This is a genomic window from Haloferax sp. YSSS75 (assembly GCF_046764215.1).
In the GTDB taxonomy this organism is placed as follows: Archaea; Halobacteriota; Halobacteria; order Halobacteriales; family Haloferacaceae; genus Haloferax.
The window spans coordinates 792,600-809,189 of sequence record NZ_CP177206.1 but is presented as its reverse complement, the minus strand read 5'-3'; the positions used below and the strand labels follow the sequence as shown (position 1 = coordinate 809,189).

The 16,590-nt window shown below is 61.0% G+C and carries 18 protein-coding genes; 7 read left to right on the top strand and 11 right to left on the bottom strand.

The genetic code is table 11. The annotated features are described in order from the left end of the window. Window positions 1–14: 14 nt before the first annotated feature. The 3 genes from artA to ACK3R5_RS04235 form a co-directional block, all read right to left on the bottom strand. Window positions 15–947 (bottom strand): archaeosortase A, encoded by a 933-nt coding sequence (gene artA / locus ACK3R5_RS04245; RefSeq protein WP_411968164.1) that lies wholly within the window; start codon window positions 945–947, stop codon window positions 15–17. A gap of 171 nt (window positions 948–1,118) precedes the next feature. After that, the gene (locus ACK3R5_RS04240; RefSeq protein ID WP_411968163.1) at window positions 1,119–3,662 is read right to left on the bottom strand and encodes an ArtA-dependent S-layer glycoprotein; all 2,544 of its coding nucleotides are present in this window, start codon (window positions 3,660–3,662) and stop codon (window positions 1,119–1,121) included. Between the two features lie 278 nt (window positions 3,663–3,940). Further along, window positions 3,941–4,720, bottom strand: coding sequence for a VOC family protein (locus tag ACK3R5_RS04235; RefSeq protein WP_411968162.1), 780 nt, complete (start codon window positions 4,718–4,720; stop codon window positions 3,941–3,943). Between the two features lie 135 nt (window positions 4,721–4,855). Between ACK3R5_RS04235 and ACK3R5_RS04230 the strand changes: the two genes are divergently transcribed. Continuing rightward, the gene (locus ACK3R5_RS04230; RefSeq protein ID WP_411968161.1) at window positions 4,856–6,298 is read left to right on the top strand and encodes an MATE family efflux transporter; all 1,443 of its coding nucleotides are present in this window, start codon (window positions 4,856–4,858) and stop codon (window positions 6,296–6,298) included. Between the two features lie 55 nt (window positions 6,299–6,353). On the opposite strand, the gene ACK3R5_RS04225 is transcribed toward ACK3R5_RS04230, so the two are convergent. Continuing rightward, on the bottom strand, window positions 6,354–6,860 hold the full coding sequence (locus ACK3R5_RS04225) for a TIGR04206 family protein (RefSeq protein ID WP_411968160.1): 507 nt from the start codon (window positions 6,858–6,860) through the stop codon (window positions 6,354–6,356). Further along, window positions 6,857–7,966, bottom strand: a complete 1,110-nt coding sequence (locus tag ACK3R5_RS04220) for an OBG GTPase family GTP-binding protein (RefSeq protein WP_411968159.1) — start codon at window positions 7,964–7,966, stop codon at window positions 6,857–6,859. The genes ACK3R5_RS04225 and ACK3R5_RS04220 overlap by 4 nt, the downstream gene beginning before the upstream one ends. A gap of 242 nt (window positions 7,967–8,208) precedes the next feature. Here ACK3R5_RS04220 and ACK3R5_RS04215 point away from each other — a divergent pair, with 242 nt between their 5' ends. The 4 genes from ACK3R5_RS04215 to ACK3R5_RS04200 all read left to right on the top strand — a co-directional run bounded on the left by ACK3R5_RS04215 (window position 8,209) and on the right by ACK3R5_RS04200 (window position 11,200). Continuing rightward, the gene (locus ACK3R5_RS04215) at window positions 8,209–8,412 is read left to right on the top strand and encodes a hypothetical protein (RefSeq protein ID WP_411962809.1); all 204 of its coding nucleotides are present in this window, start codon (window positions 8,209–8,211) and stop codon (window positions 8,410–8,412) included. Between the two features lie 45 nt (window positions 8,413–8,457). Beyond that, a complete protein-coding gene (locus ACK3R5_RS04210) occupies window positions 8,458–8,823 on the top strand; it encodes a cox cluster protein (protein ID WP_411962808.1) in 366 nt (121 codons plus the stop codon). 131 nt (window positions 8,824–8,954) lie between these two features. Then, on the top strand, window positions 8,955–9,314 hold the full coding sequence (locus tag ACK3R5_RS04205) for a DUF6684 family protein (RefSeq protein ID WP_411968158.1): 360 nt from the start codon (window positions 8,955–8,957) through the stop codon (window positions 9,312–9,314). A gap of 98 nt (window positions 9,315–9,412) precedes the next feature. Beyond that, entirely contained in the window at window positions 9,413–11,200 is a 1,788-nt protein-coding gene (locus ACK3R5_RS04200; RefSeq protein WP_411968684.1) for a cbb3-type cytochrome c oxidase subunit I, read from the top strand. 165 nt (window positions 11,201–11,365) lie between these two features. Here the strand turns inward: ACK3R5_RS04200 and ACK3R5_RS04195 are convergent, their stop codons facing one another. Continuing rightward, window positions 11,366–11,524, bottom strand: coding sequence for a hypothetical protein (locus ACK3R5_RS04195; RefSeq protein ID WP_411968157.1), 159 nt, complete (start codon window positions 11,522–11,524; stop codon window positions 11,366–11,368). A gap of 15 nt (window positions 11,525–11,539) precedes the next feature. Here ACK3R5_RS04195 and ACK3R5_RS04190 point away from each other — a divergent pair, with 15 nt between their 5' ends. Both ACK3R5_RS04190 and ACK3R5_RS04185 read left to right on the top strand, forming a co-directional pair. Next, window positions 11,540–11,806 (top strand): cox cluster protein, encoded by a 267-nt coding sequence (locus ACK3R5_RS04190; protein ID WP_411962806.1) that lies wholly within the window; start codon window positions 11,540–11,542, stop codon window positions 11,804–11,806. Between the two features lie 58 nt (window positions 11,807–11,864). Beyond that, on the top strand, window positions 11,865–12,266 hold the full coding sequence (locus tag ACK3R5_RS04185; protein WP_411962805.1) for a universal stress protein: 402 nt from the start codon (window positions 11,865–11,867) through the stop codon (window positions 12,264–12,266). 1 nt (window position 12,267) lies between these two features. Here the strand turns inward: ACK3R5_RS04185 and ACK3R5_RS04180 are convergent, their stop codons facing one another. From ACK3R5_RS04180 to ACK3R5_RS04160, 5 genes are read right to left on the bottom strand one after another with little or no spacing between them, the layout of a single operon-like run. Beyond that, on the bottom strand, window positions 12,268–12,954 hold the full coding sequence (locus ACK3R5_RS04180; RefSeq protein ID WP_411968155.1) for a thioredoxin family protein: 687 nt from the start codon (window positions 12,952–12,954) through the stop codon (window positions 12,268–12,270). Window positions 12,955–12,956: 2 nt separating this feature from the next. After that, a complete protein-coding gene (locus ACK3R5_RS04175) occupies window positions 12,957–13,700 on the bottom strand; it encodes an ABC transporter ATP-binding protein (RefSeq protein ID WP_411962803.1) in 744 nt (247 codons plus the stop codon). After that, complete coding sequence (locus ACK3R5_RS04170) at window positions 13,697–14,455, bottom strand: ABC transporter ATP-binding protein (RefSeq protein WP_411962802.1); 759 nt, start codon at window positions 14,453–14,455, stop codon at window positions 13,697–13,699. The genes ACK3R5_RS04175 and ACK3R5_RS04170 overlap by 4 nt, the downstream gene beginning before the upstream one ends. Continuing rightward, entirely contained in the window at window positions 14,455–15,594 is a 1,140-nt protein-coding gene (locus tag ACK3R5_RS04165) for a branched-chain amino acid ABC transporter permease (protein WP_411962801.1), read from the bottom strand. The genes ACK3R5_RS04170 and ACK3R5_RS04165 overlap by 1 nt, the downstream gene beginning before the upstream one ends. After that, window positions 15,591–16,559: a branched-chain amino acid ABC transporter permease gene (locus ACK3R5_RS04160; protein ID WP_411962800.1), complete on the bottom strand. Its 969-nt coding sequence runs from the start codon at window positions 16,557–16,559 to the stop codon at window positions 15,591–15,593. Before ACK3R5_RS04160 ends, ACK3R5_RS04165 begins: the two co-directional genes overlap by 4 nt. Window positions 16,560–16,590 lie beyond the last annotated feature (31 nt).

Below are 16,590 nucleotides of genomic sequence, written 5' to 3'. Positions count from 1 at the left end.
AGACGAGAACTAGATTACGCGCGACGGTCGTTTGGCCCGTCGGACCCCAGTTCGCTGTGGAGGTCGTACTCTTCTCCGGTGACCATGTACAGGATGTCTTCGATGACGGTGAGCAGTTCCGGCACCTCGCGGACGACCAGATACGTGATTCCGACGAGTGCGACGACGGCCAGCACCTGACTGATGATTCGGTCGGAGATGAAAAACGACACCAGATACGGGTCCGACGACCCGAACAAGAACAGCACCTCGTCGACGAATATCTGGAAGTACTGTTTTCCGACAGAGATGGTGATGAACGTCGTCCGGAGGAGATTCAGCGCGTAGATAATCGGAACGGCGATGGCTAACGCGCGGAACTTCCGCCGAACCGGTGCGTCGACGGCCGTGATGAGTCCTGCAAAGATAGCGATGCTCCCGAGACCCGTACACGCGAGGACGACGGCGATTTCGATACGGTGGCTTCCCTGCATCCACAGGAACGTGTTCAGGTAGCCTTCGTCGCCGCGAATCATCGTCGTCGAGTAGCCGAGTGACTCGATGAGGAAGTTCGTCTGTGCCGCGACAGACTCCATCAAGATGCCACGAGGCGCGGGAACCGTCGCCCCGAAGAGTGTCAGTGCAGGAATCGTCTCGAAGGGGAGGTAGACGAGTCCCATCGCTGCAACTGCACGCGAGAGGACGAACAGCGTGTCACGGCCGCTGTAGAGCAACCATCCTGCGTAGAGCGATGCTGGAACCGCGGCGATGGTCAGTATCCCCTCGATGTAGCTCTTGTGGACGAGCGTGAAGTGCGGGATGAGTTGGAGCCAGAAGATGGCAAAGAGGACCCACGCGGCAGCCATCACTCGCCGCGCGAGTTCGCGGTCGCGTCGGTTGGCGACCACACCGGCGACGAAGGTTGCGATGGCAACCCACGCGAGAATATCGGAGAGCAGACCGGGCATACGTGTTGGAACACGTGGACGAAATAAATCCCTTGTCGTTGCGTGCAGCGACAGCGCTCGACCGGTCGAAAACACAGACAGTCTCGACCGAGGACAGTGCTGCCGCTCCGGGGTCAGCGTCGATAAAGAAAGTTGAGGGAACCGGGAAACCCGGTTAGTTAGGAAGCGACGTTAGTCGCGGCGGACTGCGAGGAGTGCCGCAGCGACGAGCGCGACGAGAGCGACTGCGATGCCGAAGCCAGGCGTGCTGGATTCGGTCGTCGTCTCAGCGGGCTCTTCAGTCTCTTCCGTGGTGGTTTCTTCCGTGGTCGTTTCCTCGGTGGTCGTTTCCTCGGTGGTCGTTTCCTCGGTGGTCGTTTCCTCGGTGGTCGTCTCTTCAGTCGTCGTCTCGGTCTGGACGTCGCCGACGTTGCCGTCAGCGGAGACGTCGTCAGCCGAGCCGGCGTCGACGGAGACAGTCACCGTGAACTCGTCGCCGGACTTCTGTTCGGAGAAGTCGAAGGCGGTCGAGTAGGAACCGTCAGCCTGGACGTAGGCCGAGCCGGTCTTGAGGAAGCGCGGCTGGGTGTCACCGGTGGACTTCACGCGGATGGTGAGTTCCGTACCGGGGGCGACCGTAGCCGAGCCGGAGACCGACTGGTCGGCGGATGCCGTGACGTTGATCGGGTCAGCGTCGAGGCTGAGTTCCGGAGCAACGACTTCGTATTCGGCAGAGACTTCCTCGCCGTCTTCGACGTCGGAGAGGTTGCCCTCAAGGACGGTGAACGTCGCGTTGAACGCGTCGTCGTCCTCAACGTCGTACTTCGTGGATGCGCCCTCGTCGTAGAACTCGGTGCGCGTCGCGTCGACGTTGTCGAGGTCGTAGACGAAGAAGTACGTGTCATTCTCGCCGTCAGCGATGACCGTTGCTGCGGAGTCGTTCAGAACCTTGGCTTCGCGGTTCGGGCCAGGGTTCGTCTGTTCGATAGTGAGGTTGGTCTCGGTGTCGAGACTGTCCATCTCGTACGCGCCTTCGAGACCGGTTGCGACAACCTGGTGGACGACGACGTCGCCGTTGGCGACGGAGTCAGTCTGCGTCAGGTTGCTGTTTTCGATTGCGTCGTAGACGTCGGACGCTTCAGTGAGGTCAGCGTCGTCACCGGTTGGTGCCGTCCAGACAGCCTGGCTGTCCGTGCTGCGCTCTTCGAGGACGAGGGTGCCGACGTTGTCGGCATCGCCGCCCGTCGCGACTTCGAGGTCGTAGTCGCCAGCGTCGAGCGTCTGCGTGACACCAGTGTCGATGTCGTCGACAGTGACGTCGTCGTCGCTGTCGTCAACGTCGAAGGTGTTCGACATGCTGTCGACGTCGTACGTGTTGAACAGGAGGACGACTTCGCCGTCGTCGTTGCCGTCTTCGACGGTGACGTTAGCCGTGTAGCCAACGTTGTCGCCGCCGATCATGACTTCGGCTTCGTCCGTGCCCTGCATCGTCACGGTGATTTCAGCGATGTCGCCGACCTGTTCGGTGATGACGGAGCTGGAGAAGTCCGACGAGGAGTCAGCGGCCTTCTCGACCGTGACCGTGTCGGATTCGACGGTGACACCGGAGAAGGTGTCCGTCACTTCGACCGTGTAGTCGCCAGCGTCGAGCGCGCCAACGTTGAAGTCGGCTTCACCCTGACCGTTGAGGTCGAAGGAGTCAGTTGCGTCGTCGACTTCGTCACCGTCGGAGTCGAGGGCGACGACGTCGATGGAACGGCTGCCGGCGTTAGCCGAGACCGTACCTTCGAAGTCGTCGTCCGTCGTGATGTTCGTGTCGTCGACTGCGACTTCGAGACCGAGGTCGCGGACTTCGACTTCAGCGTCCTGAGCACCGCCGATGGTGAACTCGTAGGTGTCGAGCGTCCGGCCTTCGGTGTCGAAGACGAAGATCTGGCTGTTGTCGCCAGTGGAACCAGCGAACTGGTAGTTGTTGTCTTCGTCAGCGCCTTCGACTTCGACGTCAATGCCGAGCGAGCCTGCGTCAACTGCAACTTTCGAGCCCTTGTAGGCCGTGTTGTTGGAGTTGTTCGCGACGTAGACAGGCGCGAAGGTGACGTCTTCGGTTGCTTCGACGTTGTTACCGGAGGCGTCGGTCACGTTGTACGTGACTTCGAGGTCGTCCGTCTCAACGTTGCTGAGGACTGCCAGAACCTGACCGTCCGTAGTCGTGTAGGACTGCGTCAGGTTGGAGTCGCCCGCCGTGACGTTAAGTTCGTTGACGGTTGCGACGTCCTCGTCGAAGGAAACTTCGACCTGGGGCGTGCCGTCCGTGAAGTGGACTGCCGATTCAAAGTCGGGGGCAGCTGCGGAGGTGACAGTCAGAGACGCGTTCGATTCGGCCGTGGTGCCCGTAGACGGTGCACCTTCGTATGCCGAAACGTTGTAGTCACCTGCTGCAACATCACCGATCACGAGGGAGTCCGAGGTGGAAGTGAACGTCGCGTTGACTTCACCAGACTCGAAAACACCGTCGCCATCGTCAAGCCAGACAGTATAGTCATCCGTTCCGCTACCGTCGTCAGTAAGTGTGACCGAAACCGAGGCAGAGGGGCCTGCTTCGACCGTGCTCTCGGTAACGGACACGTTACTTACAGCCGCAGCAGCACTGCCCGTGAACGCGATGGACCCGGCGAAAACCGAGAAGACCATCAGCGCAGCGAGTAGGACCGCGCGGATTTGTTTGTTGCGTGTCATTGTTTATAGATGTATCTGCAGTCGGCGAGGCAGCTTTCGTCCCAAGTACGCCCCGGGGTAGGTCAGGGCGTGGGGTTACTCGCTGGTATCACCTTGGGTAGGGGTACGGCCAGACGTATCGGTCCTCATTATAAATGCTTTGTGTATTATCTCGATTGAGATACACTCTACCAACGCAGAGTGTTAATTTATTTGATGAGTGGAGAATCGCAGACAGCAGCGACGGTACCAAAGAACTGAACAGAAAGACGGGTCGTCAGAAATCCGGACAGAGGTGGCTATTCCGGGGATTCGAAGTCGCTCGGGAGAATCTCGATTTCGTGGCCGTCCTGGTCTTTCGTGAACGCGTAGCGGTCGTCACAGGACGCCGGGTCGCGGTAGTCTTCTGCGTCACGCTCCATCAGCGTCTCCCAGTAGTCGTTCAGGTCGTCGGCGCGGATTGCGAGGTGGCCCCACGCGTCGCCCATCGTGTACGTACGCCCGTCGTAGTTGTACGTGAGTTCGACCGCCATCGCTTCCTCGGACGCGCCCTCGGGCTTCATGAAGTAGTTCGCGAAGGAGTCGGACTCCCAGCGGCCGGTGTGTTCGTATTCGAACTTGCGCGTCCAGAAGCCGAGTGCCTCGTCGGCGTCCTCGACGCGAATCATGGTGTGGTCGAGACTCCACTTGGCACCCTGGTCGCGCTGGACAATTTCGACTTCGTGGCCGTCGGGGTCTTTGACGAACGCGTAGCGCCCGCCACAGGACTCTGGGTCGCGGTAGTCTTCGACGCCCTCGTCCATGAGTTGCTGGTAGGACTCTTCGAGTTCGCCCTCTGGCACGCGAACCGCGATGTGTCCCCACGCGTCGCCTATCTCGTAGGTGTGGTCACCGTGGTTGTAGGTGAGTTCGAGAACTGCACCCTCTTCGTGGACGTCTTCGGGGCCGAGATAGACGTTGGTGAACGTGTCGGCCTCCCACCGACCCTTCTCTTCGTAGTCGAGGTGAGTCGTGTACCAGTCGAGCGACTCGTCGAGGTCTTCGACACGGATCATCACGTGGTCGAGGATTCCGGACATACACGACAACTGTGTCGCGCTGGCGAAAAACGTACCGGACGCGGAACTCCCCGTCGGTGGTTGGCACACGCCCGCTACCGCTGTTGTCGCGTCGTTACGTGCCGCATAAGTACTCCCCTCCAGTACGATTTAGTCGTGCCCGCTGTCCCCAATCCAGTCCGACTCCTCATCGTCGGAATCGGACTCGCCCTCTCCCGCGTTGGCCTCGTCGACAGGGAGCGAGCGGTCCGTACTGCCAACCTCGCGTGGCCCCGCATCGTTACCGGCATCGCCCGGATGTCGAAGAACGCGGTGGACGTGGCGATGGTCGGTATCGCCTCGGGAACGGTCGCAATCACTGGCGTCGGGTTCGCGGGGCCGTTCTGGGGACTCGCATTCGCTCTCGGCGGCGGGGTTGCGGGGGGAACCATCGCGCTCGTCTCGCAGCGATACGGCGCTGGCGCAATCGAACAGTTGGGTCTCGCAGTCAGGTCGAGTGCACTCCTCACAGTCGTCGCGACGCTCCCCGTCACGGCGATTTTCTGGCTCTTCCCGACAGAACTCATCTCGCTCCTGAGTAGCAACGCCGAAGCCATCGACCTGGGGGCGAAGTATCTCCGAATCGTCGGCCTCGGCGTCCCCTTCGCAGGGCTGAACCTCATCGGGAGTCGCGTCCTCGTCGGAACGGACGACGCCTACACCGCGATGGTACTCCGCGCGAGTGGGGCCGTCGTGAACATCGCCCTCAACGCGGTGCTCATCTTCGGCCTCGGGATGGGTGTCGAAGGGGCGGCACTCGGGACCGTTCTCTCGAACGTCGTCGTCACGGGCGCGTTCGCTGTCGGTCTGACCCGTGGGGCGCTCCCCGGCGTGGGCGCGTTCCCCGTCACCATCGACCCGTTCGGGACGTTCGTGGACGTTGACACCCTCCGTGACCTCGTCGAAATCGGTCTCCCGGTGATGGGCCGTGGTCTCGTCTGGACCGTCGCCGAGTTCCCCATGCTCGCCATCCTCGACAGCTTCGGACCCGACGTGGTCGCGGCGTTCGTCATCGCACGCCGTATCTGGGGGCTGATGAACACGCCCGGTTGGGGGTTCGGCCTCGCGTCGTCGAGTCTGGTAGGACAGGCACTCGGTCAGGACGACGAACAGGAAGCAGAGGCCTACGGCAACGAAGTCATTCGATTCGCCGTCGCCACGTATCTCGTCTCCGCGGCCCTCGTCGCCGTGTTCGCACAGCAAATCGTCCTCGGGTTCGTCAACGACCCGACCGACCCCGCCGTTCCGATTGCCGTCAATCTGGTGTACGTCGCCTGTGTCGCCGTCGTGTTGCAGGGCGTCTCCGGTGGGTCGGCGGGTCCCCTCGACGCCAGCGGCGACACCCGGTGGACGTTCGGCAGTCAGTTCGTCGGCATGTTCCTCGGGTCGATTCCGCTCGCCTACCTCGGGTCGGTTACGTCGCTCGGACTCGGCGGACTCTACCTCGCGTTCCTCGCCGAAACGTCGATTCCCGCGGTGCTCAACTACTACCGGTTCCGCACGGGGACGTGGAAGGCAGTCAGTATGAACTACCGGCCAGAGGCGACGGCAGACGACTAAGAGGAGAAGTCAGCGACGCGATTAAGAGTGGGTCAGCGACTCGATTAAGAGTGGGTCAGCGACTCGATTCACTCGATTCCGCACGCGTCGACCAGTAGATGTAGCCAGCAACCGCCCAGAGGAGAACCGTCCCCAACGGCCACGCAGTTCGACCGGGTTGGACCGAAAATCCGCGAGCGAGTTCGAGTTGCGTTACACCGGCGAGAACGAGTCCAGCGGCCGTAATCCGAACGTCTTCACGCCCGAAGAGATATCCTGAGAGTCCACTGCCGACCGCCACGGCGTAACATGCGATTCCGACGGGCCAGACGAGGATGTAGTCGGGAAGGCCGGCCGTGTACCGGAAGAAGAAGTCGAACACAGTCGTGAGGCTCAGTGGCGATGGGGTGAGGAGCCCCCACGCGAAGAGGAGCGTCGTCGACCCGGTCGAAAACGTCTGGACAGACCACGGAACGACACCGACGACGAGCAGAAGGGCGAGCCTCGTCGGTCGAGTGCCAGTGAGGGAGGAAGAAGACGAGGTGGGTCGGGAAGACGGACGTCCCTCGTGGTCGCTCGTCACCGTTGTGCGATGATTCGGAGGACGTCTTCGTCTTTCAGTACGTGGTCGCGGCCGACCTGTTGGTCGTCGTGTTTCGCACTCGGCCCGGAGACGCGAGCGAATCTGAATCGCTCGTCGAGTTTCGCACCGAGTTCGTGGATGGCGTCGTCGACGGTGTTACCCTCGCGGAGGATGAGCGGTTCTTCGTAATCGACGCCGCGACCCGGTTTGTCCATGTAGATACGGATGAGGCCGAGTGCCTCCCACATCTCTTCTTTCAGTGCGTCGAGTCCCTTCTCCGCCTCGGCGCTGATGAACGTCACTTCGTCGGGGTCGAGGCCGACCTCTCGGAGGTTCTCTTCGACAGTCGGGAGATAGTCCTTGTCGATGAGGTCGGCCTTGTTGACGGTGACGATAGACGGCAGGTAGACCCGGTTTTTCATGATGCCGTCGATGAGTTCGTCGATGCTCGTCTCGCCGCGAAGCGTCACTTCTGCGTTGACGAAGCCGTGTTCTCGAAGGATGCCCTTTATCGTCTCTTCGTCGAGTTCGACGCTGTCACTCTTCGTGACGTTGATTCCACCTTTGCCTGTCTTGTTGATAGAGAGACTCGGTGGCGACGTATCCAAGCGAATCTTGTTGGCGTAGAGTTCCTCCTGGAGTCGTTCGTATCGCTCTATCTCGAACACCGAGAGCATGAAGACGACGAGGTCAGCGGTGCGGACGACAGATAGCACTTCTTTGCCGCCGCCGCGACCACCTGCAGCGCCTTCGATGAGGCCGGGAACGTCGAGTATCTGGATGTTCGCACCCTTGTACTTCAGCATCCCCGGGTTCACGTTGAGCGTCGTGAACTCGTACTCGCCAGTCTCGCTGTCGGCGTTGGTCAACGCGTTGATGAGCGTCGACTTGCCGACGCTCGGGAATCCGACCAGTGCGACAGTCGCGTCGCCCGTCTTCTCGACGGCGTAGCCTTGCCCGCCGCCGGCCGAACTCTGGTTCTCGAGTTTCTCTTTTAGTTCCGCGAGTTTCGCCTTCAGTCGGCCGATGTGCGCCTCGGTCGACTTGTTGTAAGGCGTGCTAGATATCTCCTCGCGGATTTCTTCGATCTCTTCCTCCAGTCCCATCGTCCAAAGTTCGGCCGTGTCCGTCGAAAAACCCTTTCCTTCGAACCCGGGGCGTCGAAAGGACCTTCCGTGTCACTGTCGCCGTCCGTCTGCGGGGGTTTCGGGCCGTTCTGGGAGCAAAGAACCGGACGAGTGTGAGAGAGTCCAGATTTAGTTCGGTTGGTGTCACCTCGTGCGCGTGCGCGAGCGAAGATGTATCGCCACGATTATACTGAGCCAATCCAACCCCTCGCTAACGACAGATGCCGAGTCCCGGGACGCTCCGTGATAGTACACAGATCATCCTCTCGAACGACGTTCTGGAGGACGTTCGGGAAGAAATCGACGCGAAGTTCGTCGTCTCGTTTCACGCACACACAGACGAGACGGTCCGAATCATCGGCAGTCCAGTCGAGATTCGGCGTGTCAGCGACTATCTGACTCGACAGGGAATCTCGGTCCGATAACGCCCGTTCCGAAGGGCTTGTTACGACCCAGTCCAAGAGACGGATATGGACGAAGCGCCGGGACTCTCCGACCAGTACCGAACGGCCAGTCCGTGGCCGGTGTTCGTCGCGCTCGGAATCCCACTCTCGGAACTTGGCCTCCTCTTCGACCTCTTTCCCCTCGCCGTCGGTGGCTTACTCCTGTTCACCGGGAGCATCGCGGGGATGCTCCGTGAGTCGGGGTACGTCGAATCGACCATCCGGTCGCTCGTGGTCATGTCGGTCATCCTCTTCGCATTCGGCGGGGTACTCGCCTTTACGGACGTCAACCTCGTCACGCGTGGCTACGCCGTCATCGTCGCCGGGGCGTTACTCCTCGTCGGCGGTGTGGTGTTCGAACTGTTCGTCTTCGAGCAACGACAGACCATCTGAGGGGCGACTCGCCCGCTACGCGGAGTCGAGTATCGGCGACATCCGTCTCGCCCGTCTCGTGTGGGGTGGCGCGTCCGTTCGCTCGCGAGAAACCAACAATCTATTTGAACGGCGTGCCCCAGTATCTCGGTATGGTAAGTAAGACCTTCGACAAGGAGACCATGCTCGACCTGACGGTCAACATGGTCCCGTTGGTCATCATCCTGTTCTTCGTCGTGGGGTTCACTCTGTTCAACCCCTTCGGGTTCGAATCACTCACCTCGGGACTCCAGTACGGCATCATGATTGGCTCGTTCGTCCTGCTGGCGGTCCTCACCTACCTCTCGGGGAAGGCCATCGCCGGGTCCGAGAAGACTGACACCGTCTACCTGCCCGGACAGGCGACGGTTCCCGGTGCTCAGCCAATTCACAGCGAGCACGAGGACACAACGGCGGAACTCGAAGAATCGACCGACGCGGAAACTGTCGAATCAGCAGAAGGCTCGGCTTAAAGTCCCTTTTAGCGCAGGGGATTCCCGAACCTTTCATTACCCTGCACTCCTCAGGCACTTCCATGGAGGTTAACGGACAGCTAGCACTGACGGTGTTGATGGGGCTCTTCCTCATCGCCGTCGCCGCGTGGCTCGCGCGGGTCGAAAATTGGCGGTCGTACACCCCGCTTGCGGGCGGTGGGACCGTCGGAGGCACAGAGCAGTACGTCTCGGAGGAGAAGCCGTCCGGGGTTATTCGCTGGTTGACGACTGTCGACCACAAAGACATCGGGATACTCTACGGTACATACGGGCTCATCGCCTTCGCCGTGGGTGGCCTGATGGTCGTCGTGATGCGCCTCGAATTGGCGGACCCTGCGAGCACACTGATTTCGAACACATTCTACAACTCGTTGCTCACCAGCCACGGGATTACCATGCTCTTCCTGTTCGGGACGCCCATCATCGCGGCGTTCTCGAACTACTTCATCCCGCTTCTCATCGGCGCGGACGACATGGCGTTCCCCCGCATCAACGCAATCGCATTCTGGCTCCTGCCGCCGGCGGCACTGCTCATCTGGGCCGGGTTCTTCCCCATCCCTGATGTCATCCCCGCACAGACGGCGTGGACGATGTACACCCCGCTTTCGGCGGGTGTCGGGTCTGGCAACCAGATGAACGCCGGTGTGGACCTGATGTTGCTCGGACTGCACCTCTCCGGTGTCTCGGCCACGATGGGTGCCATCAACTTCATCGCGACCATCTTCACCGAACGTAACGAGAAGGTCACCTGGGCGAACCTCGACATCTTCTCGTGGACCATCCTCACCCAGTCGGGCCTCATCCTGTTCGCGTTCCCGCTTCTCGGCAGCGCCATCCTGATGCTGCTCCTCGACCGGAACTTCGGCACGATGTTCTTCGCCGTCGACGGCGGTGCGATTCTCTGGCAGCACCTGTTTTGGTTCTTCGGCCACCCCGAAGTCTACATCCTCGTGCTCCCCCCGATGGGTATCGTGAGCCTCGTGCTCCCCCGCTTCGCGGGCCGTCGCCTCTTCGGGTTCAAGTTCGTCGTCTACTCCACGCTCGCAATCGGTGTGCTCTCGTTCGGTGTCTGGGCCCACCACATGTTCGCGACGGGTATCGACCCCCGTCTGCGGGCGTCGTTCATGGCCGTCTCACTCGCCATTGCGATTCCGAGTGCAGTCAAGACGTTCAACTGGATTACGACGATGTGGAACGGGAAGATTCGACTCACGACGCCGATGCTCTTCTGTATCGGCTTCGTGTCGAACTTCATCATCGGCGGCGTGACGGGCGTCTTCCTCGCGTCGATTCCGGTGGACCTCGTGCTCCACGACACCTACTACGTCGTCGGTCACTTCCACTACATCGTCATGGGTGCCATCGCCTTCGCTGGCTTCGCCGGCCTCTACTACTGGTTCCCGCTCTACACTGGCCGGATGTACCAGACCACGCTCGGTAAGTGGCACTTCTGGCTGTCGATGGTCGGCACCAACCTGACGTTCTTCGTCATGGTGCTCCTCGGCTACGGTGGCATGCCCCGTCGCTACGCGACCTACCTGCCACAGTTCGCGACGCTCCACCAGATTGCGACGGTGGGCGCGCTCATCCTGCTCGTCGGACAGATAATCTTCGTCTGGAACTTCGTCCAGTCGTGGCTCGAAGGCCCGAAGGTCGAAGACGGCGACCCGTGGGACCTCGCGGACGACGGCCTCGTCACGGCCGAATGGCACTGGTTCGACCGCAAGCTCCAGACGGCCGTCGCTGACGGCGGTGAAGAAGAGGCGGAACTCGCAACCGACGGTGGAATCTACGAAGGAGAAGAGATGTTTGCTGTCTCATCCGACGACCCAGTCGACGAGACTGACGCCACCGCGGACGAGTAAGCACGAACACTCGGTTTCATTTTTCGGTCACAGCGTTCGTGAGCGGACGCCCTTTCGTCACTCGAATCGAGCGAACAGACACAAGAGTACGCAGTCGCTCACCACGGTTCTCGACTGAAAAGTGCACCCGCTCTCGTCGGTAGTGTGCCGAAGGCCAGACGCGACTCAGACGACGAGGAGGATTCCCACGACGAACATCAGTATCGCGACGGCCCCGAGGATGATTCCGAGGATGTCCGTATCCGACATATCGAAGCGTTGTGAGTGTACAGCAAAAGGTTCGTCGGTGCGTCCGGCAGGAACGAAAACCCCTAACCCGTGCAACGCAGACGACGACTCGTGAGTTCGAACGTCCGCGGTCAACGCTTCGTCCTCGGGTTGTACGCCGCCCTCGTCGCCGTCTCGGGTCTCGCCGGGTTTCTCACCGGGACGTTCGTCTCGGGACTCTCTCCGCCGCGATTCCTGTTTTTGATTCCCTTCCCCGCGACACCCCTCGGCTTTGCGGCGTACGGTGCGCTAACTATCGCACTCGTCCTCGGCGTCCCACTCGCCCTCGTCGTCTTCGTCTCGGCCCGACTCGACGAAGAGACGTCGGAGAGTCGGTGACGAAATCCGAACGAACGACCGACACAAATACTAAGGCCAGCCACTGGGACGTGATAGTATGTATCACGTGGTAATCGGTATCGACGACGACGCAGACCACGCACTCGCGTGTGTCGAGGCAGTTGCGGACCTTCCCGGCGACGCCTCTGAAAAGGAAGTAACGCTCATCCACAGTTTCACGAACAACCCAAGCGGTGCCTCGGCGACGCAGATTCACTCGGTTCGCGAAGCGAGCGAGTTCCTCGAAGAACGGGGCATCGAATACGACGTCAACGAGTCGTCAGGCGACCCAGCGGAAGTCATCATCGAGTTCGCCGAGGAAGAGGACGCTGACCTCATCGTCACCGCCGGACGAAAGCGCTCGCCCGCCGGGAAGGCACTCTTCGGGAGTGTCACGCAGACAGTGATTCTGAACTCCGACCGTCCCGTCATGGTGACGGGAGAGACGAAGCGAACGTAAACTACCAGACGCGGCCGAAGATGTCCGACACTTCGTCGGGCGTTCGGCGGCCGGATTCGTGTTCTTTCAGGTCGCCATCACCGAAACAGAGGACCGACGGTGCTGCATCGACGTCGAACGCACGGCAGAAGTCGCCGACTGCTTCGCCGTCGACGCCCGCGATGGCGACGCCATCCGGGACGCGTTCGAGGATAGCGTCCAGTTCCGCTTTCATCTTATCACACGGAGCGCAGTTACGCCGCCAGACGGTGACGACTGCGTCGGGGTTCTCGTCGAGGAACGCTTCGTACGAGTCGTCGTCGAGTTCCGTGAGTTGCTCGGGAACGGGCGACGACGGCGTGATTTCGACGAGGAGGCCCGCCATGACGATGAGTAAGTCCTGTTCGACTGGGACGTCGAGGTACGACTGGGCCGCGAGATACGCGACGACGTCTTCTCTGCCGACTTCGAACTCCTCGATGCGTTCTTCGGCAGTCTCGGCGTCGAGTCCGAACAGTTCGGCGACGGTGTTGTGGAACTCCGCAGTCGAGACGGCACCGTAGATGTCGTGGTAGATGGCCAGCGTCTTCTCGAACTCCTCGGTCGTCGAGAGCGTTCCATCGGATGCTTCTTCGACCGCCTCGGCGGCGATGAGCGTCTCGAGGGCCGTCTCCGGGTCTGGAAGATGGTTAGGATTTACTGCTGCCATGGTTAGACACCCAAGTAACGTTCGCGGGTCTCTTGGTCGTCACGGAGTTCGTCGGCGGTGCCGTCGAAGACGATTCCGCCCTGGTCGATGACGTACGCGCGGTCTGCGAGTTTGATGGCCGCAGCGGCGTTCTGCTCGACGAGGAGAATCGTCGTCCCTTCGTTGCTGATGCGCTGAACGGCGTCCTCGACGTCCTCGATAATCTTGGGCGCGAGTCCCTCGTAGGGTTCGTCGAGAAGCATCAGGTCCGTGTTCTGCTTCAGCGCGCGGGCGATGGCGAGCATCTGCTGTTCGCCACCGGAGAGCGTCCCCGCGCGCTGGTCTTTCCGCTCGTCGAGTCGGGGGAACTGTTCGTACACTTCCTCCGTCGACATCCCTTTGTGGCCGAACGAGAGCGACCGACCCCACGTGTTGGATTTGTTGTTGACGACTTCTGCGAGGTGGAGGTTCTCGGCGACAGAGAGGTTCGGGAAGATACGGCGCTCTTCCGGAACCAGCGAGATACCCTGGACGGAGACGTCCTCCGCGGGGGTACTCGTGATGTCGTTGCCCTTGAACCGAATGGCACCGTTTCGAACGTCGGGTGGGGTCGCACCGGAGATACACCGGAGCGTCGTGGTCTTCCCGGCACCGTTGCGGCCGAGGAGCGTACAGATTTCACCCTCCTCGACGTTCATCGAGAGGTTACGGATGATGTGGCTCTCGCCGTAGTAGGCGTCGATGCCGTCGATTTCGAGCAGGCTCATATCTCGACACCTCCGAGGTAGGCCTCCTGAACTGCCTCGTTGCCCCGAATCTCGTCGGGGGTTCCTTCGGCGATGATGCCACCGCGACTGAGGACGACGATGCGGTCGGAGATGCTGAAGACGATTTCCATGTCGTGTTCGACGAGGACGAAGGTGAGTCCGTGGTCCTTCTTGACCTGCTCGATGAGTTCGACCGTCGACTTCGTCTCTTCGGGAGACATCCCGGCAGTCGGTTCGTCCATGAGGAGCAGGTCCGGTTCACTGGCGAGTGCGATTCCGATTTCGAGGCGGCGTTTGTCACCGTACGGGAGGTCGGTCGCGACGGTGTTAGCCCGCTCGAGCAAGCCGACCGAGTCGAGGGTGTCGCGTGCGACGTCGTGAACGTCGGTCAGCGAGTCTCGATGCTTCAAGAACTCGAAGCCGAACGCACCGCGCTCGGCGGCGAGTGCGGCAATCTCTGCGTTCTCGCGGACCGTGAGGTCGGGGAAGATAGACGCAGTCTGGAACGACTTCGAGACGCCTCGCTGGACCACTTCGTGTGGTTCGAGGTTGACGATAGACTCGCCTTTGAAGCGGATATCGCCGCTCGTCGGGTCGAGTCGGCGGGTGATGAGGTTGATGAGCGTCGACTTGCCGGCCCCGTTCGGGCCGATGATAGAGACGCGCTCGTCCTCTTCGACGGTGAGGTTGACGTCGTCGGTTGCGACGAGGCCACCGAACTCTTTGACGAGGTTCTCAGTTTCGAGGAGCGGCATCAGCGCTCACCTCCCATGCGGTCGGAGACGTACTCGCGGACGCGGCCGATGATACCCCACAGGCCGTCTGGAACGACCCAGACGACTGCGACGAAGACGATGCCGAGGAGCAGGTGCCAGTAGAAGCCGAAGTCTTTGATGAGCACGATATCCGTGAACGGAATCGTCAGCACGCGGATGGTACTGACGATGTTCTCGATGTAGAGGTAGACGCCGACCCCGAGGACGGGACCGAACATCGACCCCGCACCACCGAGGACGGTCATGACGACGATGTCTCCGGATTCCGTCCAGAACAGCGACTGGAGCGGGACGTACGCACCGTGAATCGTAAAGAGACTCCCGGCGAGGCCGGCGAAGGCGCCGGAGATGATGAACGCCATGAGCTTGTACCGCCAGACGTTGAGTCCGACGAACTCTGCACGCTGTTCGTTCTCGCGAATCGCACGGAAGACCATCCCGTAGGGTGAGTTGAGGATGCGGTACGCGACTGCGACTGCGGCGACGAAGAGGACGCCGACGAAGGCGTAGAGCCACGTTCCGAGGAGCATCCCACCGACAGAGGGGATGTCGGCTTCGAGGTGAATCATCCCGAAGAGGCTTCCAACGTCGACGCCGGTCAGTCCGTTCTCACCGTTGGTCAGGAACGCGAGCGGCGACGCCGCCATGAAGTACATCATCTGTGCGAACGCCAGCGTCAGGATGGAGAAGTAGATTCCACCACGACGCAGCGACAGGAACCCGAGAAGCCACGCGAGGAGCACCGCGAAGAGCGTCCCCGAGAGAATCATCACGATTGGGTCGCCACTGATGTTCTTCGCGACGATACCTGCAGCGTAGGCCGCACCGCCCCAGAAGGCGGCGTGACCGAACGACAGGAGTCCGGTGTAGCCGAGCAACAGGTCGAAGCCGATGGCGAAGATTCCCCAGATGAGGATGAGCGTCGCGAGACTCTGGTAGCCTTGCAGGAACTCGGAGACGAACGGTGCGCGGGCGAAGACCCACGGGAAGAGCGCGACGAAGACGGCCGTGGTACCGACCACGGTTCCTTCTTTGCCGCGAAGTTGTTCCCAGCGACCGAAGAGGTCGCCACCGACGAGCGTCTCGTTTGCGCTTGGATTGGCGTCTTTTTCACTCATGGTGCCACCTCCTCGTCACCGAGGAGACCCTGTGGTCGGGTCAGAAGCACGATTGCCGCAATCGCGTACAGTCCGACCTGCGACCACGCAGGCGCGAGTGACACGAGTGCGGCCGTCGTCAGTCCGAAGACGACGCCACCGACGACAGCGCCGGCGATACTGCCGACACCACCGATGACGACGGTCAGGAACGCCGGGACGAGGATGTTCGTCCCGATGGTCGGGTTGACGACGTTCAGCGGGCCACCGACGACACCCGCGACACCCGCGAGCGCCGCGCCGATACCGAAGACGACGATGTACGGGCGGGTAATCTTGATACCGAGCAGTCGAACCATCTCTGCGTCACGGGTCCCTGCACGGACGACCAGTCCGAAGTCGGTGTACTCGACGAGGAGATAGACGAGGGCGACGAGGACGGCCGTGATGCCGATGACGTAGAGACGCCATTGCGGGAAGTTCCCGACGACGGGGAGTGCAATGGGTCCCGAGACGGGAATCCCTGCAAACGACCCGAACGAGAGAATCCGCTCGGGCTGGTCGAAGGGGAGACTGTTACTGCCGAAGAGGATGCGGAACAGTTCTTGAACGACGATTGCGAGCCCGAACGTCACGAGAATCTGGTCGGTGTCGGGTCGGTCGTAGAACGGGCGGGCGACGAACCGCTCCATGAGTAGGCCGACGACGAACACCAGAATCGGGACTAACACCAACGCGGCGAAGAAGCCCCAATCGAGCCCGAACGTCGTAAAGCCCCATTCGAATAGTTTTCCGTTCGACAACGAGATGTTCAGTGCGATGAAGATGCCAGCGTAGGTGCCAATCAAGTACAGCGCACCGTGGGCGAAGTTGACGAACTTGAGCGTCCCCAAGATGATTGAGAGACCGACGGCGAGGAGGACGTAGATTGCACCCTGCTGAAGCCCGTTGAGCAGGATGAGGATGATGTCGGAGAAGATACTCACAACCGACCACCCCCACGTCCGCGATTTGAGA